The organism is Paenibacillus sp. FSL H3-0469 (genome assembly GCF_038051945.1).
Lineage (GTDB): Bacteria > Bacillota > Bacilli > Paenibacillales > Paenibacillaceae > Paenibacillus_AQ.
This window is the reverse complement of the sequence record NZ_CP150302.1, coordinates 427,168-452,288: the sequence shown is the minus strand read 5'-3', so window position 1 is coordinate 452,288 and position 25,121 is coordinate 427,168. Positions and strand designations below refer to the sequence as shown.

Annotated in this window: 26 protein-coding genes and 1 other annotated feature; of the genes, 4 read left to right on the top strand and 22 right to left on the bottom strand. The window is 52.7% G+C overall.

The features are described 5' to 3' along the window. Positions 1-119 precede the first annotated feature (119 nt). Both NSS83_RS02090 and NSS83_RS02085 read right to left on the bottom strand, forming a co-directional pair. Complete coding sequence (locus NSS83_RS02090) at positions 120-755, bottom strand: type 1 glutamine amidotransferase family protein (protein ID WP_341347571.1); 636 nt, start codon at positions 753-755, stop codon at positions 120-122. A 454-nt stretch (positions 756-1,209) separates the two neighbouring features. Next, positions 1,210-2,604 carry an FGGY family carbohydrate kinase gene (locus NSS83_RS02085; protein ID WP_341347570.1) on the bottom strand — a complete coding sequence of 465 codons (1,395 nt, stop codon included), beginning with the start codon at positions 2,602-2,604 and terminating at the stop codon, positions 1,210-1,212. Positions 2,605-2,731: 127 nt separating this feature from the next. Between NSS83_RS02085 and NSS83_RS02080 the strand changes: the two genes are divergently transcribed. Next, the gene (locus tag NSS83_RS02080; RefSeq protein WP_341347569.1) at positions 2,732-3,490 is read left to right on the top strand and encodes an SDR family oxidoreductase; all 759 of its coding nucleotides are present in this window, start codon (positions 2,732-2,734) and stop codon (positions 3,488-3,490) included. A gap of 79 nt (positions 3,491-3,569) precedes the next feature. Here the strand turns inward: NSS83_RS02080 and NSS83_RS02075 are convergent, their stop codons facing one another. From NSS83_RS02075 to nirB, 5 genes are all read right to left on the bottom strand, one after another. Continuing rightward, positions 3,570-3,890 (bottom strand): iron-sulfur cluster biosynthesis family protein, encoded by a 321-nt coding sequence (locus NSS83_RS02075; RefSeq protein ID WP_341347568.1) that lies wholly within the window; start codon positions 3,888-3,890, stop codon positions 3,570-3,572. 235 nt (positions 3,891-4,125) lie between these two features. Next, entirely contained in the window at positions 4,126-4,893 is a 768-nt protein-coding gene (gene cobA / locus NSS83_RS02070; protein ID WP_341185987.1) for a uroporphyrinogen-III C-methyltransferase, read from the bottom strand. After that, complete coding sequence (locus tag NSS83_RS02065) at positions 4,890-5,759, bottom strand: formate/nitrite transporter family protein (RefSeq protein WP_341347567.1); 870 nt, start codon at positions 5,757-5,759, stop codon at positions 4,890-4,892. Before NSS83_RS02065 ends, cobA begins: the two co-directional genes overlap by 4 nt. A 37-nt stretch (positions 5,760-5,796) precedes the next feature. Further along, positions 5,797-6,108 (bottom strand): nitrite reductase small subunit NirD, encoded by a 312-nt coding sequence (nirD, locus tag NSS83_RS02060; RefSeq protein ID WP_341186810.1) that lies wholly within the window; start codon positions 6,106-6,108, stop codon positions 5,797-5,799. Between the two features lie 19 nt (positions 6,109-6,127). Next, on the bottom strand, positions 6,128-8,557 hold the full coding sequence (gene nirB, locus NSS83_RS02055; protein WP_341347566.1) for a nitrite reductase large subunit NirB: 2,430 nt from the start codon (positions 8,555-8,557) through the stop codon (positions 6,128-6,130). A gap of 341 nt (positions 8,558-8,898) precedes the next feature. Here nirB and NSS83_RS02050 point away from each other — a divergent pair, with 341 nt between their 5' ends. Both NSS83_RS02050 and NSS83_RS02045 read left to right on the top strand, forming a co-directional pair. Next, positions 8,899-9,495, top strand: a complete 597-nt coding sequence (locus tag NSS83_RS02050) for an ANTAR domain-containing protein (protein WP_341347565.1) — start codon at positions 8,899-8,901, stop codon at positions 9,493-9,495. A gap of 12 nt (positions 9,496-9,507) precedes the next feature. After that, a complete protein-coding gene (locus tag NSS83_RS02045) occupies positions 9,508-10,557 on the top strand; it encodes an anthranilate phosphoribosyltransferase (RefSeq protein ID WP_341347564.1) in 1,050 nt (349 codons plus the stop codon). 444 nt (positions 10,558-11,001) lie between these two features. Here NSS83_RS02045 and NSS83_RS02040 read toward each other — a convergent pair whose 3' ends face one another. From NSS83_RS02040 to NSS83_RS01975, 14 genes are all read right to left on the bottom strand, one after another. Next, entirely contained in the window at positions 11,002-11,505 is a 504-nt protein-coding gene (locus tag NSS83_RS02040) for a DMT family transporter (RefSeq protein WP_341185992.1), read from the bottom strand. Positions 11,506-11,523: 18 nt separating this feature from the next. Then, positions 11,524-11,949 (bottom strand): DMT family transporter, encoded by a 426-nt coding sequence (locus NSS83_RS02035; protein WP_036693966.1) that lies wholly within the window; start codon positions 11,947-11,949, stop codon positions 11,524-11,526. A gap of 209 nt (positions 11,950-12,158) precedes the next feature. Then, positions 12,159-12,560, bottom strand: a complete 402-nt coding sequence (locus NSS83_RS02030) for an NUDIX domain-containing protein (protein WP_341347563.1) — start codon at positions 12,558-12,560, stop codon at positions 12,159-12,161. After that, entirely contained in the window at positions 12,553-14,589 is a 2,037-nt protein-coding gene (locus NSS83_RS02025) for a translation factor GTPase family protein (RefSeq protein WP_341347562.1), read from the bottom strand. The genes NSS83_RS02030 and NSS83_RS02025 overlap by 8 nt, the downstream gene beginning before the upstream one ends. A gap of 9 nt (positions 14,590-14,598) precedes the next feature. Next, complete coding sequence (locus tag NSS83_RS02020; protein ID WP_341348701.1) at positions 14,599-15,582, bottom strand: aldo/keto reductase; 984 nt, start codon at positions 15,580-15,582, stop codon at positions 14,599-14,601. A 141-nt stretch (positions 15,583-15,723) separates the two neighbouring features. After that, positions 15,724-16,284 carry an AAA family ATPase gene (locus NSS83_RS02015; RefSeq protein ID WP_341347561.1) on the bottom strand — a complete coding sequence of 187 codons (561 nt, stop codon included), beginning with the start codon at positions 16,282-16,284 and terminating at the stop codon, positions 15,724-15,726. A 117-nt stretch (positions 16,285-16,401) separates the two neighbouring features. Next, positions 16,402-17,574, bottom strand: a complete 1,173-nt coding sequence (locus NSS83_RS02010; protein WP_341347560.1) for an alanyl-tRNA editing protein — start codon at positions 17,572-17,574, stop codon at positions 16,402-16,404. A gap of 3 nt (positions 17,575-17,577) precedes the next feature. Then, positions 17,578-18,012: a GNAT family N-acetyltransferase gene (locus tag NSS83_RS02005; protein WP_341185998.1), complete on the bottom strand. Its 435-nt coding sequence runs from the start codon at positions 18,010-18,012 to the stop codon at positions 17,578-17,580. Positions 18,013-18,035: 23 nt separating this feature from the next. Further along, on the bottom strand, positions 18,036-18,800 hold the full coding sequence (locus NSS83_RS02000; RefSeq protein ID WP_341185999.1) for a TSUP family transporter: 765 nt from the start codon (positions 18,798-18,800) through the stop codon (positions 18,036-18,038). Between the two features lie 18 nt (positions 18,801-18,818). After that, positions 18,819-19,253 carry an NUDIX domain-containing protein gene (locus NSS83_RS01995; protein WP_341186000.1) on the bottom strand — a complete coding sequence of 145 codons (435 nt, stop codon included), beginning with the start codon at positions 19,251-19,253 and terminating at the stop codon, positions 18,819-18,821. An 89-nt stretch (positions 19,254-19,342) separates the two neighbouring features. Then, on the bottom strand, positions 19,343-20,062 hold the full coding sequence (locus NSS83_RS01990) for a YebC/PmpR family DNA-binding transcriptional regulator (RefSeq protein WP_341186001.1): 720 nt from the start codon (positions 20,060-20,062) through the stop codon (positions 19,343-19,345). 94 nt (positions 20,063-20,156) lie between these two features. Beyond that, positions 20,157-21,719, bottom strand: a complete 1,563-nt coding sequence (lysS, locus tag NSS83_RS01985; protein ID WP_341347559.1) for a lysine--tRNA ligase — start codon at positions 21,717-21,719, stop codon at positions 20,157-20,159. A gap of 68 nt (positions 21,720-21,787) precedes the next feature. After that, positions 21,788-22,055: a binding site (T-box leader), on the bottom strand. 249 nt (positions 22,056-22,304) lie between these two features. Then, a complete protein-coding gene (locus NSS83_RS01980) occupies positions 22,305-22,985 on the bottom strand; it encodes a hypothetical protein (RefSeq protein ID WP_341186003.1) in 681 nt (226 codons plus the stop codon). Between the two features lie 29 nt (positions 22,986-23,014). Next, positions 23,015-23,503 (bottom strand): hypothetical protein, encoded by a 489-nt coding sequence (locus tag NSS83_RS01975; RefSeq protein ID WP_341186004.1) that lies wholly within the window; start codon positions 23,501-23,503, stop codon positions 23,015-23,017. A 552-nt stretch (positions 23,504-24,055) separates the two neighbouring features. Here NSS83_RS01975 and NSS83_RS01970 point away from each other — a divergent pair. Next, on the top strand, positions 24,056-24,466 hold the full coding sequence (locus NSS83_RS01970; protein WP_341186005.1) for a hypothetical protein: 411 nt from the start codon (positions 24,056-24,058) through the stop codon (positions 24,464-24,466). Positions 24,467-24,555: 89 nt separating this feature from the next. Here NSS83_RS01970 and NSS83_RS01965 read toward each other — a convergent pair whose 3' ends face one another. After that, complete coding sequence (locus NSS83_RS01965; protein ID WP_341347558.1) at positions 24,556-24,825, bottom strand: GNAT family N-acetyltransferase; 270 nt, start codon at positions 24,823-24,825, stop codon at positions 24,556-24,558. Between the last annotated feature and the right edge of the window lie 296 nt (positions 24,826-25,121).

Here is a 25,121-nt window from a genome sequence, read left to right as displayed (position 1 = left end):
CATAAAAAATAAGATTCCCCCTGGCCAGGAGAACCTTATTATATACACAAAATACTAATATGTAAATTATAGCATATATAATATTTTTTGTCAATGATAGATGTTACAATATTTCCTGTTTACCCCTGATCTAACGAGCCCATAAGCTGGAAAAAGTATTCGGTCTCCTGGGTCTTGTTAAGACTGTACCATGCATCCAAGGTAGCTGGAGCAAATACCTCTAAGACCCTTAGCACTTCCCTCGCGAATTCCAGCGGAGCGATGCCCGATGCCGTGACCAGCTTCCCGCTGACAGCTACAGGCCCATCCTCATGATAAGTTTCCCCTTTATAGCCGGGACTGACCATTTTCAGATAATCCAGGTTGTTGCTTGTATGCGGCACAACATCCAGATAACCCTTATCCGCCAGCGCCGCGGTCGCCCCGCAAATAGCAGCAACGGCCACACCGAGCTTGAGCGCTTCGTGAGCCCTATCCAAGACCGGCTGATTCTCCGCCTCTCCCCACGTATTCCCTCCAGGCAAAATCAATAGATCGCCGCTTGCCAAACTACACTCATCCAGGGTGAGATCCGGCTGTACCGTCAGTCCGCCCATAGTTGTAACCGATTCTTTGCTCGCGGATACCGTAATGACTTTTAAAGGTGCTGTACCTTTTTTGAAGTATCTTCCTGTGTTCAGTTCAGCGGCCAAATACCCGTATTCCCAGTCTGACATCGTATTGAATACGTATAGATAAGCTTGTCTGTTTTGCATATTGCAACTCTCCCATCACTATTTGATATAGCCTATTATAGTAAAACTCCCCTGACAGACGGTGTCAGGGAAGATGGGTTGGTTACAGATATGAAGGAACTGTCCCAAGGTCCATGAAACTGTTGCTTGTGACAACTCTTAAATGTGGAGTAGAATCTACGTGAGCACTTGGGTGGACGCTCCGCAAACAGAACGTTGTTCCCATCGCTGTTGTGTCCAGATTTTTTTCATCCCCCCTTAGCGGTGAAAATCCGGACACAAAGGCGAACGCTTCGCTTGTCCACAATTGTTCTGCCCGCTCCGCTGTTTAAGCGTGAATTGACTCTTCCATCCTTAAACAACAAACAAAAAAATCACTCGGCAACTGGAGAACAATCAGGGCTCCGGCGATTTCTGCTAAGGGCCGTCGCCGCTCATAGAAAATCACTTTTAGAACAACCCTCTTCACGTTAACTCAGCTAGGCTCTGCTTTAAGGTAAGCCCCAGCTTCACTGAAGCTGGAGATCTCACCGCCGCCGACAGCGGCACAGAGCGCCGCGCCTAACGCCGCTTCTTCAGCATGTTCACCAAGCTCAAGCGGTAGGCCGAAGGCTGCTTCAGCCTTGGCGCAGAGCACCGGATTCGTGCGCAGTGCATTGCCTGAGCCTATAAGGCGGCTGAATGTGGCCGCGCCCTGCTGTTCCAGATCCGCCAGGAAGCCGTACAGTTCATCTACCATTCCTTGCAGAAAAGCATGGGCCAGCCCGCCGGGAGTAAAATTCTCCAGCGTGATTCCCTCCACACTGCCGCGCTTCTCCGGGTCCGTCCTTGTCCCCAGAAACTGTGTGTTCACCGTAAGTCCTATGCTGCCGCGTCCCGGCACCTCTTCACTGAGCAGCCTGAGCATCAGGGAATAGACATCTGCCGGTGCTTCTCCAGTGTAAGCGGTGATCAACTGCCGGAAGAATCCCTCCAGCAGGGCATAAGACTTGCCTCCGCTCAGGGCGGCGCCAACCATTAGCACCCCACCGCCAGGGAACGGGCGTACCTCCATCGCAGAAGGAATGTTGACGCAGTGAGGCAGCCAGGCCGAGAGCTGGCTCCCTGTGCCGATGTTCAGCAGCAGGGTTTCGCCAGGGAGTGGTACGCTCCCCAAGAAGCTGGCCTGATTATCCCCGAGCGAGGTATACACGGGAATGCCTTGTGATGTGCTACCAATTGCCGACCCGGAGGGGACGACCTGCGGCAGTAACGAACAATCGATCCCGGCCATACTAATCGCGGTTCTATCGAAATCTCCTGTCCGCAGACTGAAGCCCCCGATCCCCGCTGCCTGCGTTGCATCGATCAGGGGAATATCAACGTTCACGAGCCTCATCACAATATAGTCCGCAATTGTGCAGAAGCCGACTGCTCCTTCCGGGACAAGCTGTTGGCACAGATTATAGTAATGGGTGGCGAGTCCATAGCCGGGAGCTACAGTGTAACCGGTAAGGTCACTGAACTGCTGCGCATAGGTTGGACTGCCCGTGCCTCTAGTTAGCTGTCCCGCCCGTCCATCCTGCCAGGTGTACAGCGGACCTGTAGCTCTTCCTCTTTTATCCAAATAGACAATCCCATGCATCGCCCCGGTTAAGCCAATACCCGCTACCTCCGGCTGGTGCGCCAGCAGACGTTCAAGTATATGTTCCACCTGCTTCACAATCAATTCCGGGTCCTGCAGCCGCTCCCATTCCTGATTTAGGCTGAAAGGCAAACTCGCTTGCGCTTCCGTAAGGCTATGCAGAATCGTACGCTTCTCCAAATCGTATAGCAGCCCGGAGATGGATGTGGTTCCGATATCTAGTCCGGCCGTAATCATAGGCTCCATCCTCTTCCCTCTTGTATAGCCCATATGTTAAGCCTTCTCTAAGGATAGCGTCAACCAGGCGAATAAAACACTAAGAAGCAAAAGATACTAGAACAAAGAAAGTATAACTATAAACGGAGGTACATAAATGAGACTTCACAACAAAGTGGCAGTAGTTACCGGGGCGGCATCCGGGATGGGGAAGGCGATTGCCGTGCTTTATGCGAAGGAAGGGGCCAAGGTGGTAGTAGCAGATATTCATCTGGAGGCTGCGGAGACGGTGGCCGGTGACATTAAAGCTGGCGGCGGGGAAGCCCTGGCGGTACAAGCAAATGTTGCTGAAGAGTCTGACATCCAGAATCTGATCGACAGAACAGTCAACACTTACGGCACTGTAGATATTCTGGTGAATAATGCGGGGATTATGGATAACTTTGAACCGGCGGGTGATATTGAGGATGAGAGCTGGGAGCGGGTGCTCGCCGTCAATACAACTTCAGTAATGCGTGCTACGCGCAAGGTACTGCCTATTTTCCTGGAAAAACAACAGGGTGTTATTATTAACGTTGCCTCGGTAGGCGGTCTGTTCGGTGCCCGGGCCGGTGCAGCTTATACAGCCTCGAAGCATGCGGTTATCGGCTTTACCAAGAATACCGGATTCATGTATGCTGCCAAGGGAATCCGCTGTAATGCGATTGCGCCAGGCGGTGTCGAAACCAATATTGGTTCCACTATGACCCATATCAATCCTTTTGGCATGGAACGCACACAGCCGGGTATGGCGCTTAATCCACGGATGGGCCAGCCCGCAGAAATCGCACAGCTCGCCTTGTTCCTGGCTTCAGAGGAAGCAGGCTTTGTGAATGGAGCAGTCATTACCGCAGACGGCGGGTGGACGGCTTATTAAGGTTGATGGACCCATAGCAAAGGCCATCTCTCCCATGCTGCGGGAAGATGGCCTTCTTTCTTAACTGCCCTATTCTGCTTCAGCTTCGTGCATCCTGCACTCTAATGTTGCTCCCGAACAAGGTGGAATCACTTGTCAGCTTGTAGGCCGGATATCCGGCCTCTGCTTCGAGCCGCATAACGTCATCGAACAGCACTTCCTGCTGGCGGTCACACAGGAAGGTGAACGGCTCGGTCTGAAACACAATATCTGTCGGCGAAGGCTCGCTGACTACCTGGATGACCAGTACGCCGTTACAGCCGCAATCCTCCGTATCATAGAACATTTTGAATTGCCCGGGCTTCCCGGCCAAGCTCTGCTCCAGCCGTTCGCGGGTCATTGCATTAAGCTCAATCTGCATCTGTAATTACTCCTCTCAGGACAACCTGTCCGGTATGCTGTATCTGTAGGCGACAAGTATAGTCCTTAATCTGCGCAGACCCGTGTGACAGCAGTCACTGTGAATGTGAAAATATGACTATCAGCGCAGTATGCCGCAGCAGCGATGAATTCTTCCCTTTGAATATAACACAGAAACAGGCGCTGCCATAACCCGGCCCGCGGCCTGGAGATGTTAGCGCCTGCCCTATTCTGCTTCACCCGATCTGCGAACGTACGGCTTCTTCCAGATTCAGCAGCTCCGCCCTGACCTGGACCACCTCACCGATAATGATCATGGCCGGATTGCTGATCTTCATCGCGGCGGCTACCTTGTCGATATTGCCAAGCGTGCCGGTTACGATCCGTTCGCGCACCGTTGTTCCGTTCTCAATTAATGCAACCGGGGTCTGCGGATCTTTGCCGTGTACCAGCAGTTCCTTGCATATCTCCCCTAGCTTGCTTACGCCCATATAAATCACAAGCGTATCTACACCATGAGCCAGCGCATCCCAGCGCAGCGGTGAATCCTGGGTCTGGCAGCGGCTGCCGGTCACGATGGCAAAGGAAGCCGCCACACCGCGATGGGTCAGCGGAATGCCCGCAGAAGCAGCTGCGCCCACCGCCGAGGTGATTCCGGGAATCACCTCATAGGAAATACCGGCAGCGGCGGCAGCTAATGCTTCCTCCCCGCCCCTGCCGAAGACAAACGGGTCGCCGCCCTTCAGCCGGACTACATGGCTACCGGCTTCGGCATGCCGGATCATTAGCCGCTCGGTCGTCTCCTGGGGCATCGAATGCAAGCCCGGCGCTTTGCCGCAGTAAATGCGCACGGCATCGCCCCTGGCGTAGTCCAGCAGTTCCTCATTCACCAGCCGGTCGTACAGAATCACATCGGCACATTGAATGCGCCGCAGCGCCTTCAATGTAATCAGCTCGGGATCGCCTGGACCCGCACCAACAATGGATATGCTGCCCTGCTTCATAGGCTTTTCTCCAGGACAGGTGTGCCCGGCAGCCCCGCTTCTCCGCGTCCCGGAAGCTCTGCTGCCGCAGAAGTTCCAGGTCTGCTGCCTTTTTGCGATAAGTAGAATAACAGCCCCGTGAGCAGCAGCCCTCCGGCGAAGTTGCCAAGCAACACCGGAATACCGTTCCAGATCCACCAGTCCGCCATAGTCACATTCGCTCCAAGCATCATTCCCGCCGGAATGACGAAGAAATTGACGACCGTATGCTCGAAGCCCTGGCCGAAGAAGGTCAGGATCGGCAGCCACATGGCGAGGATTTTGCCGGAGGTGGATCTTGAGGTCATCGCCATGACAGCCCCCAGCGTAACCATCCAGTTGCAGAGCATCGCCTTGATGAAGGCCAGCCCAAGTCCCTCGGCCCCCAGACTCTGATAAGCCGTCGTCTTCCCTTCACTTGCCGTAATCAGCGTCTGCACCATGGGGTTCGACAGATCGGTCCCCATCTTCGTAATCGTCAGCCCGTATAATGCGGCATAGACCGCACACCCGATCAAATGCCCGAGTATGACCCAGAAATAGTTCCCGAGCATGCGTCCTAAGGTGGTCTGCTTCTCCAGCACGGCCAGCGGAATCAAGGCGAAGCTGCCGGTAACCAGCTCCAGCCCGAGGAGAATAATCATCACGAAGCCTACCGGAAAAAGAATGGCGCCCACCATAGGGATCTTGGTTTGTGCCGCAGCGGTGAAGGCCAGTGTAGTTGCACAGGCCAGAATGGCACCGCCGAGACCGCCGCGGACAATGAGCTGCATGATGCCCAGTTCCGCTTTGTTTTTTCCCGCTTCAATCATGGAGCCCAGCACTTCGCCTGGTTTGACATAGTCCATTATGAATCCCCCTTATACATGTCCCTATATGAGTGAATTAGATCGTTAAGTACAAGCTGCCGGTGGCGTGATCGACTTCCACCTCATAGGTGGTCACATGTCCCGTATCGGGGGCCTGCACCTCGCCTGTATGCAGCTCGATCCGCCAGTCATGCAGCGGACAATGCACCTTGGAGCCGCAGACCATGCCTTCCGAGAGCAGCCCGCCCTTGTGCGGACATTTATTCTCTACAGCCAGCACCTCTCCGCTGCTTAGCCGGAACAAGGCAATCTCGGTATCGCCTACCCGTAATTTACGTGATCCTTTGATATCCACCTCATTCAAGTTGCCGATTAGCAGTTTGGTCATTGTCATTTCGGGTTCCTCCTTAGACCGTCTCGGGTAACGAGATCGCCTCAAAATTCTTGCGCAGCTCCGGGGTATTCACAATCTGCTTCCATGGATCAGTAGTCAGGCTGAGCGTCTTCTGAATTCTCTCCACCAGCGCCGCCCGTTCCTCCGGGGATTCCAGCGCCTGCTTGATGCTGTCCAGACCCACGCGCTCGATCCACTGTGCAGTCCGCTCATTCCATCCGGCTTGCTCGCGGTAATACTGCAGGAACGCGCTTGCCCATTCCAGAACCTCATCATCGGTCTTCACCACGCAGAGCAGATCGGTCGCCCGGACATGTACGCCGCCGTTGCCGCCGACATGCAGCTCCCAGCCGCCGTCTATCGCCACCACCCCGAAGTCCTTGATTGTCGCTTCCGCACAGTTGCGCGGACACCCGGATACGGCCAGCTTCACCTTCCCCGGAGCATTCAGCCGTTCAAAAGCCTTCTCCAGCCGAATCCCCATCCCCAGCGCATCCTGGGTCCCGAACCGGCAGAAGGTGGAGCCTACGCAGGTCTTTACGGTGCGCAGCGTTTTGCCGTAAGCATGGCCGGAGGGCATATCCAGCTCCTCCCACATCTTCGGCAGATCCTCCTTTTTCACGCCCAGCAGATCCAGGCGCTGCCCGCCGGTGAACTTGACCAGCGGCACATCGTATTTCACCGCGACCTCCGCTATCTTGATCAGCTCCGCGGGAGAAGTGACCCCGCCGTAGATTCTCGGCACGACAGAATAAGTTCCGTCCTTCTGGATATTGGCATGGTAGCGCTCATTTGTATATCTGGATTCATTCTCGTCCACATATTCCTCCGGCCAGAGCATACCCAGGTAATAATTCAGCGAAGGGCGGCATTTCGGGCAGCCTTCCTCATTGCTCCAGGACAATACATGCATGACTTCCTTCACCGTGGTCAGCTTCATCCGCTTGATCTCGGCGACAATCTCATCCCGCCCGAGCGTCGTGCAGCCGCAGATTCCCTCCTTGACTGTAACGGCCGCCTCTCCGGCATAGAGCTGGAGCAGTCCCTCTACCAGCGGCTTGCAGCCCCCGCAGGAGGCGGATGCTTTGGTACAGGCTTTGATCTGGCCGACACTGGTGCAGCCGCCGGCGGTAATCGCTTCGGCAATGGTTCCTTTCGTTACACCGTTGCACCCGCAGATGATCTCGTCACCCGGCATCCCTTCCAGCCGGTTGCCCTTGGGCGAAGCCAGCGCACCAGCCTCCAGGCCGAGCAGCAGCTCCTTCTCGCGCCCCTTGATATTCTCGCCCTTCTTAATCATTGAGAAGAGCTGCGCGCCGTCATTGGTATCCCCGAACAGCACGGCACCGATTAGCTTATCATCCTGGATGACCAGCTTCTTGTAGATTCCCTCCGTCTCATCCTGGAACCGGAGCGCTTTCGTTCCGGGCTGCTCGTTATACTGTCCTGCCGAGAAAACATCGACGCCAGACACCTTCAGCTTCGTCGAGGTCACCGAACCGGCGTAGCCCTCTGTGGGAGCGCCTGCCAGTCTTTTGGCCAGCACAGCGCCTTGCTCATATAGCGGGGCTACCAGGCCGTAGGCAATGCCGCGATGCTCTGCACACTCCCCGACGGCGTAAATACCGGGCAGGCTGGTCTCCATATAATCATTCACCACGATGCCCCGGTTCACCTCAATCCCGCTGCTGCGGGCAAGCTCCACATTCGGCTTGATGCCGACCGCCATGACGATCAGATCGGTCTCCGCCATCTCGCCGTCTGCGAACAACAGGCCTTTGACCCTCTTTTTGCCGAGAATGGCTTCTGACTGCTTCTTCAGCAGGAACTTCATGCCCTGAGCTTCCAGCTCTCCCCGCAGCATCCGGGATGCCGCCTCGTCCAGCTGACGCTCCATAATATACTCGTGGATGTGAACCACCGAGACGTCCATCCCCAGATGCAGCAGCCCTCTGGCCGCCTCAAGTCCGAGCAGGCCGCCGCCGATGACAAGGGCCTTTCTGTATTTTTGCGAGACGTCCTGCATAATTTGTGTGTCCTTGATGTCGCGGAAGGCAATGACGCCCTCTTTCTCTGTTCCGGGGATCGGCAGCATGAAGGGATTGGAGCCGGTTGCCAGAATCAGCTCGTCATACGCGGCGGTAACTCCTTTATCCGTATTGACTGTACGTGCAGCAGTGTTAATAGAAGTCACTGTGTGTCCCGTATATAAGGTAATATTGAAGCTGCGGTACCATTCGAGATCATTAATTACGATTTCATCCAGGCTTGCCCCGCCTGCCAGCACGGAAGACAACATGATACGGTTATAGTTGGGATAAGGCTCTGTGCCAAAAATCGTAATCTCGTAAGCCTCCGGCGCCAATTTGAGCAGATGCTCAATGGCTCTGACCCCCGCCATCCCATTGCCGACTACTATCAGTTTTTTACGCTTCACTGTCATCTGTATCTCTCTCCTCTCCAGGTGCACAACAGAAATAGCCCGCTTCACTCCGCCCGGAAAAGATACATTTCCCGTAAGCGATATAAGTGAGAGCAGGCGCCATTGCCGCTTCAGCCGAATACATCGTTGTATTCGTGAATTGTTGAATTTGTTAAAACGACTATACTACAGCCGTCTATGATACGTCAATAATTATGACATATAAAATTTAATTAATTTAATTTATCGACAAGAATGCTGAAATTGTGTTATATAATATAACATCAACTATCCTATAATTGGATTGTATAAGCAATCATACAAGATGTCTCTATTCTTAGGTAAAAGGAGCGTCGTCCCCCATGCATTCCCTGCTCGTTATAGAACCTGCTGGAACAGAGAATCCCGAAGAAGCGCGCTCCTCTGATGGGCCTGATCACATCTTAAGCACTTGCGGCTATGTAGTTGGAACCGCGGCGTCACCGGAACAGGCCGCTCCGTTCATCGGCGATGCCGATGCCTTCATTCTTAATCTTCCGGTGACGGATATCAGCCATTGGAGAACCCTGCTGGTACGGCAAAGGATCGCGCCGGTAATCTGGTGGTGTACCCCGCATACCGCTAACCTCTCCGTCTCTGCCTGCGGCGACGATATTATGGTGGACGGCATTCTGTCCCCGGCTATGAAGCCGCCGGAGATTCACTGGACGCTGCATTTCAGTGCCAGGCAATGCTTCGAGCGCAAGCAATGGCTGAAGGAACGGGAGCAGCTGCTCTCCCGGATTGAGGAACGCAAGTGGATCGATATGGCTAAGGGCATTCTGTCCAAGGCCAAGAATATCAGTGAATCGGAAGCCTATGACCTGCTGCGCAAGCAGGCGATGAATGAACGCAAACGAATTGTGGATGTAGCAACCTCCATCGTCAAGGTCTACCAGATGCTGCAGGATCAAACTTAAGGAGAACGCCATATGATTAATATTCTGAAGGAAGTTGCCCGCGGCAAACGCGGTGCGAAGGATTTAAGCTACGGGGAAGCCGAATATGCGGCCGAAGCCATACTCACCCGGACCGCTTCGCCGGTGCAGATCGGCGCGTTCCTGATTGCAGAACGCATGAAGCTGGAGAGCCTGGAGGAGCTGGAGGCTTTTGTAGCAGTCTGCCGTAAATACGCCTTCCGTGAGCCTGTTCATCAGGGAATCGACTGCGCCGGTCCGTATGACGGCAGGGTGCATTCCTTCATCGCCACCTTCCCCACGGCCTTTCTGCTGTCAGCCGCAGGTCTGCCGGTTACCTTGCATGGTTCGGCGGGCTTGCCGCCAAAATGGGGGGTTACGCTGCAGGATATCGTTCAGGCCAGCGGAGTAGATGTAGCTGTACTGAGCCGGAGCGATGCGGTTCATGCCGCCGAAGCCAGCGGAGTTCTGTTCGTGAAGTCGGAGCAGTGGTGCCCGCCGCTGGGGGAGCTTCGCGGACTCCGGGAGGACATAGGGATGCGGACGATTTTTAATACGGCGGAGAAGCTGATCGACTATTCCTGTTCACCGTTTATTGTATTCGGGATATTCCATAATACGGTATTCGAGCGGATCTCCAGGCTCATTGTGAAGCTTGGCTATCAGCGGGGGCTGGTGGTGCAGGGCGTGGAAGGCTCGGAGGATCTGTACATTGACCGGCCCAACCGCGTATACCGGATTCAGGACGGTGCGGCGGAGCTGGATATCATCGACCCCGAGTCGCTCGGCCTGGAGGTCCCCGTCCCTGCGGAGCAGGAATGGACGGCTCTGCGGCAGCTCCGTACGGCAGAGGAGGTCCTGCAAGGCGGCGGGCATATGGCCTACTACAACCAGACGCTGCTTAACGCCGCTGCCAGACTTCATGCCGCCGGGCGTGTGAATTCGATTGAGGAAGGCGTCTATACCTGCAAGCCTCTGCTGGATAACGGTCAAGCCTGGGCGACCTACCAGCGCTGGCAGCACAACCTGGCGGGCAGAAGGGCCGCTTCACTCGGGCAGGGTTGAGAGTAGCCGGCAGAGCCTGGCTTCTCCGTTCGCCAGTTATGTGAGGTGTACACAAACTTGTATGGCTGCCTTCTGGAAATTCAGGTGCACTTCTGCACCTCATTTGCCGCTTTTAGGTGTGTCTGGCGAATTCAGGTGCACTTCTGCACCTGATTCACTCCCTTTGCCTAGTGTCCGGCCCGCCATCCTCGCAACCACCAATGTATTCGGTTTTCCGCACACATTTGGCCCACGCGCCCTCGCAACCACCAATGTATTCGGTTTTCCGCATACATTCGGCCCATACGCCCTCACAGCCACTAATGTATTTGGTTTTCTGCATACATTCGGCCCACGCACCCCAGCACCCACCATTGTATTCGGTTTTCCACACACATCCAAAAAAAAGCGTGCCATCCGCATTCCTGCGGTGCACGCTCTTGTCCGTTACTGCAAATGCTTCCGTTAATCCGTATGCAGGGCCCCCTGCGGCTTGCCGGAACCGGGGGCACCGGCGGGATCTTTGGCATCGCTTGTGCCGCCCAGCTTGAACACCAATATCCCGCCTACGATAATCAGCACGCCGATTAGCTGGTTGAACGAGAATGGAACCTTTGCCAGGCCCAGCCAGCCCAGTGAATCCCAGAGCAAGGCGAAGCCGAGCTGGGCAGTTAGTACAATTGAAATGGCATAGGTGGCGCCAAGGATTCTGGTGGCCTGGACCAGGCAGATTACGACCCCCACGCCGATCATTCCGCTTAACCAGTACCAAGGCTGCATGTGTTGCAGCGTGAACATATTCTTCCCTTCCATAATCAGCCCCATGACGAGGGAGGCGGCGAAGCCCATGCCCAGCACCAGTGTAGTGGTCGACCAGGAGCCCGTGTGCTCATTAACCTTGGCGTTGAAAATATTCTGTAAGCTGACCAGCGCGCCCGCGATCAGTGCAAGTACTAACCCTGTTAACATATCTCTTGCCCCCTTCGTTTAGAACTTCAGTACAACTACTCCGAGAATCATCATCCCGATGCCGATAAACTGTGGCAGCTTCATTTTCTGCCGGACGACTCCGAACCAGCCCCTGATGTCAATGATAAACGTCAGGCAGAGCTGGGCAATCAGCAGCGCCGAGATCGTAAGCGTAACCCCGATGTTCTGAATGGCCGTTACCTCACTGAAAATCACGAAGGCGGCCAGACCACCCCCGCTGATGTATAGCGGATGTACCTTGCGGAAGCCGTGCTTTTTGCCGTCCCGTACCACCAGCGCTATCGCTAACGCCATAATGAATCCGGTAAGCTGGGTAATGGTTGCCGCCTGCCACGTGCCGATATCCTGGCTGATTCTGGCATTGGCTACCCCCTGAAGCGTAATGCAGGCCCCGGCCAAAAATGCGAATATGATCCCTCTCATCTGTCTCTCTCCTCTTTTTGCTTCTCTGTACTTATTAAAAGCCAGTTCGCCGGATTGGAAAAGGACATATGTCCTATTCGGTAAAAGTCTGCTAGCCGCGCCGCCTGCATCGCCCTGCTAAAGAGACAACAAGCCCGTTTCAGGCCGGATTCCGGCTCAAAACGGGCTTGCATAGACTTTTCGGCACAAGATGATTGCACACCTGACTCTTAGGAGATAAGGTTCATCTCCCGCAGCTTGTCCATGATGATAACACTGACCGCCGACACACGGTCTTTGTCCTTATAGGATAACCATGCCAGCTCTTCAATCTCCGAAGCCGGGGCAAGCTCGCCTGTGAAGTCTGCGGTCAGGCAGGTCATCCGTACAAGGATGCCTTCCGCTTTGCCATGGGCCGGGGCCTCGAAGCTTCCGAACTCTGCAATCGTCTCCGGCAGGATCTGGACCGACAGCTCCTCCTCAATCTCGCGGATCAGAGTCTCGGCATCACTCTCGCCGGGCTCCCGCTTACCGCCGGGGAAATAATAGGTGTCCTTGCCTGTGGAACGCGCGCCCAGTACCTTGCCGTCCACAACATAGATCCAAGCTACCTTATCTATTACATTACTCATTGTTAGTCTGCACCTTTCCTTCTACGTCACGCTGAAACGGAACTGCCCGTTTAAGAACAGTGTACCCGTTCCTGCTTGCTGCTTGAATATGCATATGCTGTCCGGCCTCTCCCCAGGGCACAGCATACCCCTCACCCTTGGCGCAAAAAATAGACGCCGAGGAGTAGGCCGGGTCTGCATTTTTATTATAATTACGCTGCTCCACCACCGCCCCGGTCTGGTGGCAGGGCTCATATCCGGCCACTCGGAGTGACATCGATCCCTTGCCCTGCGTCATCGCCGCCAGTCTCACCCCGTAATTCATGAAGCTTGCCGCCGGAACTGTGCCCGTAATTACCGCCTTGGACGGTGAAATATCCGGGGGATGGAAGCGGCCTCCGGCTTGCTGAATATCACTCATAACCTTTCCCACATCGTCCGGATCTATCCGGATCTTCAGGTCGTAGACCGGCTCCAGCAGCAGATTCTCTGCCTGCTCCAGCCCCTGGCGCAAGGCGCGGTAAGCCGCTTCCCGGAAATCGCCGCCGCTCGTGTGCTTATTATGCGCCCTTCCTGTAAGCAAGGTGATCTTCAGATCCGTCAGCGGGGAACCGGTCAGCAGGCCGTGATGGCCGCTCTCCAGCAGATGCTGCTCAATCTGATGCTGGTAGCCTGCCGCGAGATCATCCGGGTGGCAGCGGTTCATGAACGTGATCCCGCTCCCGCGTTCCCCTCCCTCAAGCATCAGATGAACCTCGGCGTAGTGGCCTAGCGGCTCGAAATGCCCGCAGCCATAGACCGTACCGGCAATGGTCTCCTTGTAAAGAATCTCCGGCGGGCCAAACGAGATTTTAAGCTGAAACCGCTCTGCTACGATCTGCTCCAGAATCTCAAGCTGTATCCCGCCCATCACATGAATATGCAGCTCCTGGAGCTCTTCATCCCAGCTTACATTCAGTGACGGATCTTCCGCGCCGAGCTGTCCGAAGGCATACATTAGCTCCTTCAGGTGCACGGGCGGCTTGAAGAGCACCTTGGATTTCAAGGTGGGAATCAGTCCGCTCCCCTGCGCGTCCTGAAGTGCGCCCACTCCAGCACCCGGCAGCACGGAGCTTAGGCCGACAACCGCGAACAACTCCCCGGCGGCAGCCCAGTCAGCGGCGCTATAAGCGTTACCGTTATACTTGCGTATTCCGGTAATCCGTTCGGAGGTTTGTTCCGCTTCGGGTCCATAAGCCAAGCTCTCGCGATTCTTCAGGACGCCCTGCAGCGCTTTGATGTAGGTGATGCGGGTACCTCTGGCATCGTGGCGGATCTTAAAGACCCTCCCGGCAAAAGGCAGTGTATGATCGTACTCCGTGAACGTGAGCGCATCCAGCATCTCCAGAAATTCACTCACCCCGCGGTCCAGCAGCGCAGAGCCCTGCATACACGGAAAAATCTCTCCGCGCTTCACCATAGACCTCAGCGCACTGCGGCAATCGCTGTCCGTCAGCCTGCCTTCAAGATAAGGTTCCAGCAGCGTCTCCTCGCGTTCGGCAAGGAACGCTTTCATCTCCTCGGTCCACGCAGCTTCCGGCTGCTCCGGCAACAGCAAGGCATCGCCGCTAAGCAGCTGCCGGATCTCTTCCAGGACCCGCTCAGGGTCACTCCCTGCACGGTCGGTTTTGTTAATGAAGAACAGGGTCGGAATCCGGTGCTGGCGCAGCAGCTGCCAGAGCGTTTCGGTGTGGCTCTCTACTCCCTCCACCGCGCTGAGAATCACCACTGCATAGTCCAGCACTTGCAGACAGCGCTCCATCTCCGGGGAGAAATCGACATGGCCCGGCGTATCCAGCAGGAAATAGCGGGCATCCTTATAGGTGAACTCTGCCTGATCGGCGAAGACGGTGATCCCGCGTGCTTTTTCAATCTCATGGGTATCCAGGAACGTATCCTGATGGTCCACACGCCCCCTGCTGCGGATGGCTTCGGTATGGTAGAGCAGCTGCTCGGCGAAGGTCGTCTTCCCGGCATCTACATGGGCGAGCAGTCCGACAGTTATATTCATATATTGCTGCTACACCTCTCCACGGATATGCGGAACCACCTCTGATTGGTAAAAGGCAGCCAGGCGCTCCATATCCCCTGCGCTGAAGGAGGGTACATCCAGTGTGGCCAGATTATCGTTCACCTGAGCCTCATTCTTGAAGCCCGGAATCACACAGCTGACGGCTGGATGGTCCAGAATCCAGCGCATCGAGGCCCGGGCCATATTGCCGCGTCCTTCAGCGATCCAATCCAGCTTCTGCGCCAGCTCTACACCCTTACCAAAAGGCAGTCCGGCAAAGGTCTCGCCCACATTGAACTGCTCCCCGTTCGCATTGAACTTCCGGTGGTCGTTCTCCTGGAAGGTACTGGACGCCGTGAACTTGCCGGTCAACAGACCGCTGGCCAGCGGCAGGCGCACCAGAATGCCTGCACCCTTGGCCGCAGCCTGCGGCAACAGCTCCTGTGCCGGCTGCTGGCGGAACAAATTGAAGATCACCTGAAGTGCCGCAACTCCCGGATACTCCAGGCAGAGCAAGCCCTCCTCGATAGTCTCAACGCTGACGCCGTAGTGACGGATTTTACCCTCGGCCTTCAATTGGTCCAGCGCTGCGAATACACTGCCATTGCGCAGAATCTCAATCGGCGGACAGTGAATCTGATACAGATCAATCGCTTCCCGCTCCAGACGCCGCAGGCTCTGCTCACAGTACTCGCTAATCCGGCGCGCGGAGTAATTCTCCGGGTCATGGATATCTCCGGCGCGGCAGAACTTTGTGGCGATATGTATCTCATCCTGCTTCCCCCGGGTCGCCTTGGCGAGCAGCTCCTCCGCATGGCCGCCGCCATAGACATCTGCCGTATCGAAGAAATTCACGCCCTGCTCCATCGCTGCCTGCAAGCCTCTCAGCCCGTCCTCATCCTTGCTGCTGCCCCAATCCCCGCCAATCGCCCAAGTGCCAAAGCTGACTTCACTGACAGACAGACCTGTATTTCCCAGCTCGCGATATTTCATCATATAAACCTCCGTTTATGAGTATGTGTGAAGCGTTCTCAACTCTTCTTATTATGAAGGGTATGGGCGGTCAGGTCCAGTTGGCGGCTCCTCTTGAACATACATTGGGGCATCCCGCCGCGCTACTCTGCATCCAATGACTTATAAGCTCCGTGCGATCTGGACGATCTTCTGAATCGTGCCGGGTACTTCGCCGCTGTCGTTGATTACAAACAGATACTCCGACTCACTCTCCGTTGGCTGCTGCGCCAGCACCTTTTGTGAATCCGCGATTTGCCGGGTCAGCACTACATCGAAGCTTTTTGATTTTCTAAGGATAGCTGTACTCCGTTCACTACTCGCTATACGCGAATACAGCAGCTCATCCGGCAGGTTGAAACATACCAGCACACTAACCAATCCCTTCTGGTGAAACCAATCCAGCATTCGCAGCCGGCCTTCCCTATTGGAGTAATTGTTACACATGATGATGTGCTGCTCCGACTCATGAACGGCATAATCCACTAATGTTCGGGTCAGAGCGTCCTTAAGCGTATTCGCCCCCTGCATGGGCAGGAGACTTTCGTAATGAGTATTGATGAATTCCCCAAGGTCATCCCGGTCAATAATAACCGACTCAGGCAAGCACTGCTCTAATTCTCTGGCAAATGTGGTCTTCCCGCTATGCGTTTTACCGACTGTAAGGATTGCTAACCTCTTCATCAATACCACTCCTTTACGATAAAAGTACTAAGCTCTTACGTTCTCTCTCTGCGGGTACGTCTATCCTTCCATAACAAGTAAATACCTGCCCGGGATAATTCTCCAGCAGGACATGAATCAGAATTGTTCTTTGGCAAAATTGTAAAATGCGAGTGCGTCTTCCCATGACGGGAATCCGGCCTGAGCCAGCTTGTCGCTGCCTCCGCCCTTGCCCTGGTAGCCGCCCAGGTGAGCCTTGAAGAATGCGCCGCACGAGAAATCCGCAGATCCGCTATGCGCGAGCACTGCCTTATTCTCCGCCGCACTCAGCAGCAGCACCGGAAGGTCGGTCAGCGCCGTCAGCTTCGCAGCCAGACTCTGCAGATCCTTAAGAGGTCTACTATCCGAAATATGCGTCAGCACCCCGCCGCCCTCTTCCATAGAAGATGACAGGTCCCGGGCCAGATAGCTGTCATTCTGCTCCTTCACAGCCGCCAGCTCCGCTGCCAGCAGCTTCTGCTCCTGCTCCCACTTTCCGAGCCGGTCCATAATCTCGTCCTTGCCAGTATTGAATCGGGCGGACAGCTGACTCATGATTTGCATATGATCGTTGAATTCCGCAAGCGCCCGGCTTCCGCATTTGAAGGTAATTCTAATATTACCCTTCTGCTTCTCGGACCTCAGCAGCTTAATTATTCCAATCGCCCCGGTCGAAGCGACATGAGTACCGCCGCAGGCGTTATGCTCGACACCTTCAATCTCGACGATCCGGATATCTTCTGTTACCTTAGGAAGCTTCACCAGAGGCAGCTTGGCCATTTCTTCTGCGGTCACGAAGTAGCTGGTAATCGCTAGATTCCGGTAGATCTTGCGGTTCACCTCTTGTTCAGCCTCCGCCAGCTGCACCGCTGACAGTTCCGGCATGTCAAGATCAATTGTGGCATAGTCGCTGCCCAGGTGAAAGCTCAGTGTCAGTGCCTGATACAGCTCACGGAATACCGCCGACAGCAGATGCTGGCCGCTGTGCTGCTGCATATGGTCGAATCTCCGTGTCCAGTCAATGGCGCACTCCACTTCAGTCTGCCCGGGAAGCTGCGCTACCTTATGCAGCACCTTCTGATCCTCCAGCACCACATCCAGCACAGCAATTTCGCCGATGGTTCCCGTATCACAAGGCTGTCCGCCGCCGTGCGGGTAGAAAGCCGTCTCCGCAAGCGTCACATAAATCCCGTCTTCACGCTCTATCGCGGAGGTCACGGTGGTGCTCCATTCTTTTATATACGCCGAATTATAATATAGCTTCTTGGTCATCTCTTACGCTCCCCCATTCGCATCTGTTCCAGGTCCGAAGAACTTCTCCATGACCACGTAATCCTTGCCGCCTGTGCTGAACACTTCATCGGTTGGCTGCATTCCGAACTTCTTGTAGAAGCCTGCCTTGTAGGTTCTGGCATTACAGAAAATCCGCTGCACCCCCGCCTGTTCCGCCTCCGCAAGGACCGTATTCAGCAGTTTGCTGCCGTAGCCCTGGCCTTGCTCCAGCTCCAGGGTAGCGAACTTGCGGAATTGTGCTTCTGTTCCATTGATGAACAGGGATAACACCGATACCAGACGACCTCCCACGTACAGCCCGTAATGCTTGCCCTGATCGTCATCTGCCAGCTTAATATAATCCGGCTCCCGCTCAGGCCACATCACTTCATGCCTCAGCTTCCAGACTTCTTCCTTATGTATAAGCTTGATCTCCATCTCATTCACTCCATTAGTTGTGCTTAATGCATCGTATCCCATATCTGCTTGCCGATCAATATAACAGTGACTGTAATGAATAACGGACGAATGTACGCCGCCCCTTTGCGGATGGCTATCCGGGAGCCGACAATGGCTCCGATGACCATCGGAATCCCAAGAATCAGCCCGTGAGTATAGCTGACAGAGCCCAAGACAATGAACGTAAGCAGGCTTGTGATATTGCTGGCGAAGTTGAGGATTTTGGCATTGCCTGCGGCGGTTACAAATTCGAACCCCATCATCAGAAAAGCGAAAATCAGAAACGACCCCGTTCCCGGGCCGAAGAACCCGTCATAGAAGCCGATAACCAGTGCCGCCATGCTTCCGGCCAGGCGCAGCCTGCCGTTTTTCGCGGAGAAGGTGGAGATATCTCCCCAGGATTTTTTGAACAAGGTATAGAGGGTAATTACGATCAGCATCACGATCACCAGCGGCTTCAGGAACTCGGAAGGCACCTGACGGACAGTCAGCGTACCGGCCATCGCGCCAATGACGGATAACGGGATGAGGGTGCGGACCAGTTTGAAATTGATTTTGCCGGAACGCACGAACGAGGCGGTGCTGGTCAGCGAGCACATCGATCCAGCCAATTTGCTGCTGCCAAGCAGCAGGTGAAGCGGGATACCTACCGACAGCAGGGCCGGAATCGCGATCAGACCGCCGCCGCCCACTACAGAGTCAATTAACCCGGCCAGAAATCCGCATACCACCAATATAAGAACCATACTGAGCGTCCAGTCTTCCATTACTGCGCCATTCCCCCTCTAATTCCATCCGTGAGCAGCATACCAGACGCCATCCCTGAATGTATTCCACGCCTCCTGTACGAACGGGATGATATTCTCCGGCAGCGCATCCACCGGGAACCAGCTTACGTCATCACATTTGTCCGGCTCCATGTTGCAGATCTCTCCGCTCCACTGCTCCGCCTTGAAAAAGAAATCCACCCGCTCATCCCCGGAGGTACGCAGGTGCATCGTTCCGATCAGGGTAAGCCCGGCGGGAGCTATAACAGCACCGCATTCTTCCCGGACCTCACGGATGGCGGCGGTATGAAGCGGCTCGCCGCCATCCAGCTTCCCGGCAGGCAGCCCATACTCCCCGTCATGATGTCCCGTATTCGCGCGCCGCAGCAGCAGGACTTGCCCTTCCTGAATCAAAAACACATGAACCACACTCACGAATCGAAAGACTTCCATTCCAGCTCTTCCCCTCCATTCTCGCTCCCGAAAGAATAAGCGGACAAGCCTGGAAATCGGCTTGCCCGCTCATTAATGTTACCGCTATTCTATTCTTCTGAATCCACGTTGTGGTAGACCTGCTGTACATCGTCCAATTCTTCGAGCGCATCGATCAGCTTCTCGAACTGTGCCTGCGCATCTTCAGGAATAGCTACATAGTTCTGCGGGAGCAGCGTCAGCTCGGCTACGGTGAATTCCGTGATTCCCGTACTGCGGAAGGCTTCCTGTACCGCATGGAACTGGTCCGGCTCAGCATACACGATTACCGCCTCGTCCTCTTCCAGCACATCGCGGACATCCAGGTCTGCTTCGATCAGCAGCTCCATAACCTCATCCGCAGATTTGCCTTCCACCCCGATTACCGCTGTCGGATCGAACATATACGTAACCGATCCGCTGACGCCCATGTTGCCGCCGTTCTTACTGAACGTGGAACGGACCAGCGGAGCCGTGCGGTTGACGTTATTCGTCAGCGCATCCACTACAATCATCGAGCCGCTTGGACCGAAGCCTTCATAGCGCAGCTCAACATAGGTCTCATCGCCGCTGCCCTTGGCTTTTTCCAGGGCACGGTCAATAATCGCCTTCGGTACATTATAGGTCTTGGCCCGCTCCAGAACGACCTTCAGCGCCCGGTTGGATTCCGGATCAGGCTCGCCCTTCTTCGCTGCAACATAGATTTCTACCCCGAACTTGGCGTAGACTTTACTTGTATTAGCATCCTTGGATGCTTTCTTTTCCTTAATATTATTCCATTTACGACCCATATGGTTACCGCTCACTTTCCAACATTTAATTAAAAACAGTCTTGTATATTATACCTCTCTTCAATCGATCCCGTAAAGGGCCGTCCATGCTCCTTCACAAATCAAGCAAGTTCAGCATCCGCTCTGTCCCGGCAGCCTGGATTAGCCAGGGCAGACGCGGACCCTCCTCTGCACCAAGCACCAGCTGATAAACAATGGTGAACAGTCTTTTTTGCTGGTAGCGCATCGTCTTCTTGTCTTCATGCTGACAAATGGCGTAGATTTCGGTCATCCGCTGTGTCTCGTCCAGCTCCCTGCTCCGCAGCAGACTGCACAAGCTCCGCAGCCATCTGAGCTCCACTCCGGTAAGGGAATGATAATACGCATAGTTGGGCGTGGTCTGAATCGTTACCATCTTGTGCGGCATCCAGTTTCTGATCCAGTACTCTGCACGGTCTGCCACCCTCTGCAAGCGGAGTTCATCAATTTTCTCACCATTTCTGGTGAACAACTCCCGGAGCTTGTCCCTGTCGAAGTTGATTAAGGGAAGCAGACTGGCTACCTGGCCGAAGCTAACGGTAGTTCCAGCACTTACCGGGGAGTCGCTTAGCAGTGACAGCTCCAGCGCAGCCGCCAGATCGCCCGTTAATGTACCTGCCCGTGCTCCCGCAGCATACCGCTCGAACTCCGCATAATTTCGCAGCACATCCTCATCCAGCCCGATATGGAAGGCAGCATTCGGCTGGTATTTAGCGAACAGGAACAGGATGTTCTCAGGAGCGTAGACCTCTAGCAGATCATCCGGAGTGTAATTATGCCCGGAGGAGCTGGACATTTTGGCAAAGCTGCCTTTGATGCTGATGAATTCATATGGCTCATACAACGGCGGTGAATACCCGAAGATCTGCTCTGCGATTACCGCAGCCACATTATAGCTCCCTGTCTCTGACGAATGGTCCCGGCCGCCCGGCTCGAATACGACTTGCTCCTGCTGCCAGCGCATCGGCCAGTCGATTTTCCAGTGCAGCTTGATATTGTCCGCCTGCGGAATATGTATGGTATCGCAATGACCGCAGCCGCAGCGGTAAGCCACCGTCTCCGCCGTATTGTCGTAATCCAGAATGGTGGCCGAGTCCTTGCCGCATTGCCCGCAATAGAGATGGATGGGATAGAATGCTGCCCGTTCCTCTGCTGAACTCCCGCCTGTTTTAAAAGACATCAGAATATCGTAGATCTCTCCCCGGCGGCGCAGGGCGTGCAGAATTTGCGGATTATAACGGCCTGACTGATATTCCCGGCTCTGATAAATGAACTCCGGCTCAATCTCAAATACCTGAAGCGCCCGCTCGAATTCCGACTCGAAATGGGCCGCATACGAAGCATGACAGCCATACGGACAAGGCACCTGCGAATAAGGAAGCCCAATATACTGCGCGAAGCGGGGATCGATATGGGCCGGAACTTTACGGAACCGGTCGAAGTCATCCCATGAGAAAATAAACCGCACCTCCTTCCCCGCCCGCCGCAGCGCCTTCGCCACAAATGCAGTCGTTACCACCTCGCGGAAATTCCCGATATGAACGGACCCGGACGGACTGATCCCGGATGCACATACATATGTCTGCCGCTGCGGATGCTCCGCGATTAACCGGTTTGCCATTTTTTCTGCCCAATGCATGTTGATCACCTCTACTGTTTGGTATAGTGGGGTAAAAGCAAAAAAGCTCCCGCCCTCAAGATTCATATCTTGAGGACGAGAGCTTGAATCAGCTTCGCGGTACCACCTCTGTTCACGGACAAGTTGCCTTATCCGCCTCTTCGGGTACGGCCATAACGCTTATACCCTATCTCTATAACGGGAGATCCCGGCATACCATCCTTGGACACTTATGCCCAATTCCCTATGCAGCTCGGAGACTTTATTCGGATCAGACGCTTCGCTGCCCCCTTTCACCACGAAGGGGCTCTCTGTGAACGCTGCTTGCCTGCCTACTCTTCTCTTCATCGCTTGTTGCTGTAAGTTGTTATGTGCCATTTTACGCTGGGGTGGATGGTTTTGTCAACGGAGGAAAATTGAAAATCAGTACTGTATCAATGCTAAAGCTTTGAGTAAATCACTTACTCTATGATTGAGATATTCACTGTTCCTACCACATGGAAAAATAGCTTTTTTAAGAATGAAAACAAGGCAGTGCCTCTATGACTGAGGAACTACCTCGTTTTAAGGTTTTCTTGGACTTTATTTCGCTTTATTTAAAGATAATCACTCATTATTTTTGGATAAAACATACTTTTTAAGATCCGCAAATGTATCCTTGTGATCCTTAGCCCATTGTACTTCGTCAATAGCTGTCAGGGATTTCGCTTGAGCATCTGGAACCAAAGTCAGAACTACTGGAAAGAGTTCGGTTTTACCAGACTCGACTTGATCCATAATAAATGGAACTGCTGGTAGACCAAGCTTGGTCAAAGAAGTAATTTTCTCATTCTCAGATAAATCAGAATTAGCGATATTTTCAACTTCTGCAGGAAGTGTACTCAATTTAACCTTCCATTTTTCAGAAAATTTATCACCATAAGCCCATGCCGTACTTTGTTCTTCTTTCAAATCAACTTTTGAAATCTCTTCGATAGCAACCGCAAAAATATAATCAAATAGACCACTACCTTCACTTTCATCAATTTTCTTTTCCAAAATTGGAATAGCATCCGGTCCAATGTTCACAATATTAGTATATTCTTCGCTATTTTTGATAAAATCATAAGGATTACTACTCATGGCAAGCTCAGTTTTGTTAGTAACTTCTGCTTGCAGTTGAGTGGCCAAACCATTAAGATTCTGGTCAATTTGTTTCTCAACAGATGCATTTGCACGTACCGCATATAAAGAAGAAGTAACAGTAAAGCCGAGGGCGAAAATTCCGACAAGCATTTTCTTATTCATTTTATCACCTCAATCAAATATTTTATTCATTATTTATAAACTTGTAATGCTGCTCCGTATACATTCGATGTATATGGATCCCATCCTAAAGATTGGATTCTTTCTAACTTCCCCCATTTTGCATTAGAGTAATTAGTTCCTTCTGCTTTAGAGAAGTGAGTGACATTATTTGTAGATGTACCATATGCAATAATCTTTACATTCGAGGCGCCAGAACTATATGGATACGGATTATACATTTGGGAAGTCATGTAATTATTGGCTTGTTGCAGTGTAGGGTTACTACCTCCCCATGGCCATACCCAGTTATTTGTATCACCTAGCGCATATCCTAAACAGTTATAATTAGGAGTTGCAGCCGCTAGATAATAATAATTGCCCGATGTTTTGACCATAGATTCGTAAGTAGATTTTGGAAAGCTGAAATCACTAGTATAACCCGCAAATGCCGTTAGCCCCCCTGCACAAAAAACTGCAACTGTTACAACTCCAGTAGCTAGGTATTTCTTTAGCTTCATAGATGTTCCTCCTTTTTGTTTTTTTTATATTTAATGTATTTATAAAGTATAATTTACCATTTTGTTTTTCTCTATAGTACATAAGTAATGTTTTTTCGACAAATAATTTTATTTAAACCTTATATATTCAATTCAATATGAGACTTTTTTTGCACTCGTAAAGCTGGGTGACATTTCCACCTTTCTAAAACCGAAGATTTCACCCTCACCGAAAAGGAAATTATGGTTAATAAAAGATATAATGATCATAATTGAATCTCATGGCGTTAAAAGATATATAGAAGATCACTGACTCGTAATTCCAACATTCCAAAGCATCATTAAAGTTATAGGATGGCATTATCGCTTGAACAGTGGATAAAAGAGTACCTTAAATAGGTTAAGCTTGGTTTCTTTATTTTGGCAGCAAGGAATACGAAGATGCAACGTCAAATATAATCAAATATAATAGGCAGGTCTCGTCTCACCTTATCTGTGTCTTGAGAAGGAGATCAGCTCAAAAATCGACTCACAATTTATTGATTCTGAATTAACAAAAAAGGAGGATTATTCATGAAAAAAAATCTGTTTTTCACCTTCATTAGCTTTTTATTTCTTTTTGCTTGTTCTTCGCAACCAAAATATTCTAACGTGAATGAAGCCATGATGTCCCTTGAAAAAAACATTACACAAATTGAATCACCTGACGACCAAATGCTTGAGGGTATTAAACCTGTTAGCTATAAACTGAGTAATGAGGAAATTATAAAAGTTTACGTTTTCGGATCGGAGAAGGAACGAGAAAATGGAACAAAACACTTTGAAGAAAGTATTCAGCTGCTTAGTTCCCACGCACCAATTGTCTACCAATCCGGAACATATTTAGTTCTGTATTACGCCCTCGTCGATTCAAAAACTAGAACACCTAAACTAAACGAAACAGAGTTTGGAGTTAAAATAGAAAAAGCTCTCAACAGTATGTAACAGTAAGAAATCACGATTCAGGTCTATGCGACTATTAGAATCGAATGTCCCGGCTCATATGGCCCAAACGATCAGTGCTCTTTGGAAGGCTATTTGTAATTAAGCTCCAAACATCGTACAACCTCACCATCACATAACTCTTCACTGACCTTTTGGAATCCTAACGAATCATACAACAATCCGGCAATCCGATTGCCGGGTCTATGCCCGATCATTAATCGGGTACACCCTTCATTTCGCATATGCTCGATTAATTTCACCATTGCTTGTCTGCCATAACCCTGTCCTTGATGATGCTCATCAATCATAAGGGCTGGTATCCAGCAGTTACCCTCCTCATCGACTACAATTGCAAGCACACAGAACACCCCCACCCTCCGCAGTAAACAAATGGAATAAAGTATCTTAATTTCCCGGTTTCTAATAGTTTCAGGTGAACAAGTGGAAAAACAGCAACTACTGCATCGAGATATGCCGCTACGGCGGAATATGGGAGAAATTAAGTGTCGTTTATCCAACTGCTGTCCCGGCAAAGTCCGTTCATTCATCAGCAAGTGGAGGAAATCCACCTATGATCCGGCACAGCCCGCTGCCTAGCAATCTCCGCAAAAAGGAGGATTGCCATCCACGGCAATCCTCCCCAATTCACACCAAT

Excerpts from the sequence above, each read along its gene's own strand:
- NSS83_RS02090 (WP_341347571.1), bottom strand. The coding sequence starts at position 755 with ATGCAAAACAGACAAGCTTATCTATACGTATTCAATACGATGTCAGAC.
- NSS83_RS02085 (WP_341347570.1), bottom strand. The coding sequence starts at position 2,604 with ATGGAGCCTATGATTACGGCCGGACTAGATATCGGAACCACATCCATC.
- NSS83_RS02080 (WP_341347569.1), top strand. The coding sequence starts at position 2,732 with ATGAGACTTCACAACAAAGTGGCAGTAGTTACCGGGGCGGCATCCGGG.
- NSS83_RS02075 (WP_341347568.1), bottom strand. The coding sequence starts at position 3,890 with ATGCAGATTGAGCTTAATGCAATGACCCGCGAACGGCTGGAGCAGAGC.
- cobA (WP_341185987.1), bottom strand. The coding sequence starts at position 4,893 with ATGAAGCAGGGCAGCATATCCATTGTTGGTGCGGGTCCAGGCGATCCC.
- NSS83_RS02065 (WP_341347567.1), bottom strand. The coding sequence starts at position 5,759 with ATGGACTATGTCAAACCAGGCGAAGTGCTGGGCTCCATGATTGAAGCG.
- nirD (WP_341186810.1), bottom strand. The coding sequence starts at position 6,108 with ATGACCAAACTGCTAATCGGCAACTTGAATGAGGTGGATATCAAAGGA.
- nirB (WP_341347566.1), bottom strand. The coding sequence starts at position 8,557 with ATGACAGTGAAGCGTAAAAAACTGATAGTAGTCGGCAATGGGATGGCG.
- NSS83_RS02050 (WP_341347565.1), top strand. The coding sequence starts at position 8,899 with ATGCATTCCCTGCTCGTTATAGAACCTGCTGGAACAGAGAATCCCGAA.
- NSS83_RS02045 (WP_341347564.1), top strand. The coding sequence starts at position 9,508 with ATGATTAATATTCTGAAGGAAGTTGCCCGCGGCAAACGCGGTGCGAAG.
- NSS83_RS02040 (WP_341185992.1), bottom strand. The coding sequence starts at position 11,505 with ATGTTAACAGGGTTAGTACTTGCACTGATCGCGGGCGCGCTGGTCAGC.
- NSS83_RS02035 (WP_036693966.1), bottom strand. The coding sequence starts at position 11,949 with ATGAGAGGGATCATATTCGCATTTTTGGCCGGGGCCTGCATTACGCTT.
- NSS83_RS02030 (WP_341347563.1), bottom strand. The coding sequence starts at position 12,560 with ATGAGTAATGTAATAGATAAGGTAGCTTGGATCTATGTTGTGGACGGC.
- NSS83_RS02025 (WP_341347562.1), bottom strand. The coding sequence starts at position 14,589 with ATGAATATAACTGTCGGACTGCTCGCCCATGTAGATGCCGGGAAGACG.
- NSS83_RS02020 (WP_341348701.1), bottom strand. The coding sequence starts at position 15,582 with ATGAAATATCGCGAGCTGGGAAATACAGGTCTGTCTGTCAGTGAAGTC.
- NSS83_RS02015 (WP_341347561.1), bottom strand. The coding sequence starts at position 16,284 with ATGAAGAGGTTAGCAATCCTTACAGTCGGTAAAACGCATAGCGGGAAG.
- NSS83_RS02010 (WP_341347560.1), bottom strand. The coding sequence starts at position 17,574 with ATGACCAAGAAGCTATATTATAATTCGGCGTATATAAAAGAATGGAGC.
- NSS83_RS02005 (WP_341185998.1), bottom strand. The coding sequence starts at position 18,012 with ATGGAGATCAAGCTTATACATAAGGAAGAAGTCTGGAAGCTGAGGCAT.
- NSS83_RS02000 (WP_341185999.1), bottom strand. The coding sequence starts at position 18,800 with ATGGAAGACTGGACGCTCAGTATGGTTCTTATATTGGTGGTATGCGGA.
- NSS83_RS01995 (WP_341186000.1), bottom strand. The coding sequence starts at position 19,253 with ATGGAAGTCTTTCGATTCGTGAGTGTGGTTCATGTGTTTTTGATTCAG.
- NSS83_RS01990 (WP_341186001.1), bottom strand. The coding sequence starts at position 20,062 with ATGGGTCGTAAATGGAATAATATTAAGGAAAAGAAAGCATCCAAGGAT.
- lysS (WP_341347559.1), bottom strand. The coding sequence starts at position 21,719 with ATGCATTGGGCAGAAAAAATGGCAAACCGGTTAATCGCGGAGCATCCG.
- NSS83_RS01980 (WP_341186003.1), bottom strand. The coding sequence starts at position 22,985 with ATGAATAAGAAAATGCTTGTCGGAATTTTCGCCCTCGGCTTTACTGTT.
- NSS83_RS01975 (WP_341186004.1), bottom strand. The coding sequence starts at position 23,503 with ATGAAGCTAAAGAAATACCTAGCTACTGGAGTTGTAACAGTTGCAGTT.
- NSS83_RS01970 (WP_341186005.1), top strand. The coding sequence starts at position 24,056 with ATGAAAAAAAATCTGTTTTTCACCTTCATTAGCTTTTTATTTCTTTTT.